This window comes from Streptomyces sp. AA1529 (assembly GCF_000280905.1).
GTDB lineage: Bacteria > Actinomycetota > Actinomycetes > Streptomycetales > Streptomycetaceae > Streptomyces.
The window spans coordinates 1-584 of sequence record NZ_ALAP01000081.1; the positions used below are offsets into that span (position 1 = coordinate 1).

General features: G+C 69.3%; 1 protein-coding gene. It reads right to left on the reverse strand.

Annotated features, from left to right (window positions below; genetic code table 11):
* The coding region (locus tag A949_RS39785) for a hypothetical protein (protein ID WP_019358598.1) at nucleotides 1-584 on the reverse strand (584 nt) is incomplete at both ends.

Sequence of the window (584 nt, forward strand, 5' to 3'; positions counted from 1 at the left end):
CGCGCGCGTCGTCGTCGCGCGCGCGCGCGCGCGACGCGACGTCGTCGTCGCGCGCGCGCGCGTCGTCGCGTCGCGTCGTCGTCGTCGTACGCGCGCGCGTCGTCGTCGTCGTCGTCGTCGTCGTCGTCGTCGTCGTCGTCGTCGTCGTCGTCGTCGTCGTCGTCGTCGTCGTCGTCGTCGTCGTCGTCGTCGTCGTCGTCGTCGTCGTCGTCGTCGTCGTCGTCGTCGTCGTCGTCGTCGTCGTCGTCGTCGTCGTCGTCGTCGTCGTCGTCGTCGTCGTCGTCGTCGTCGTCGTCGTCGTCGTCGTCGTCGTCGTCGTCGTCGTCGTCGTCGTCGTCGTCGTCGTCGTCGTCGTCGTCGTCGTCGTCGTCGTCGTCGTCGTCGTCGTCGTCGTCGTCGTCGTCGTCGTCGTCGTCGTCGTCGTCGTCGTCGTCGTCGTCGTCGTCGTCGTCGTCGTCGTCGTCGTCGTCGTCGTCGTCGTCGTCGTCGTCGTCGTCGTCGTCGTCGTCGTCGTCGTCGTCGTCGTCGTCGTCGTCGTCGTCGTCGTCGTCGTCGTCGTCGTCGTCGTCGTCGTCGTCGTCGTC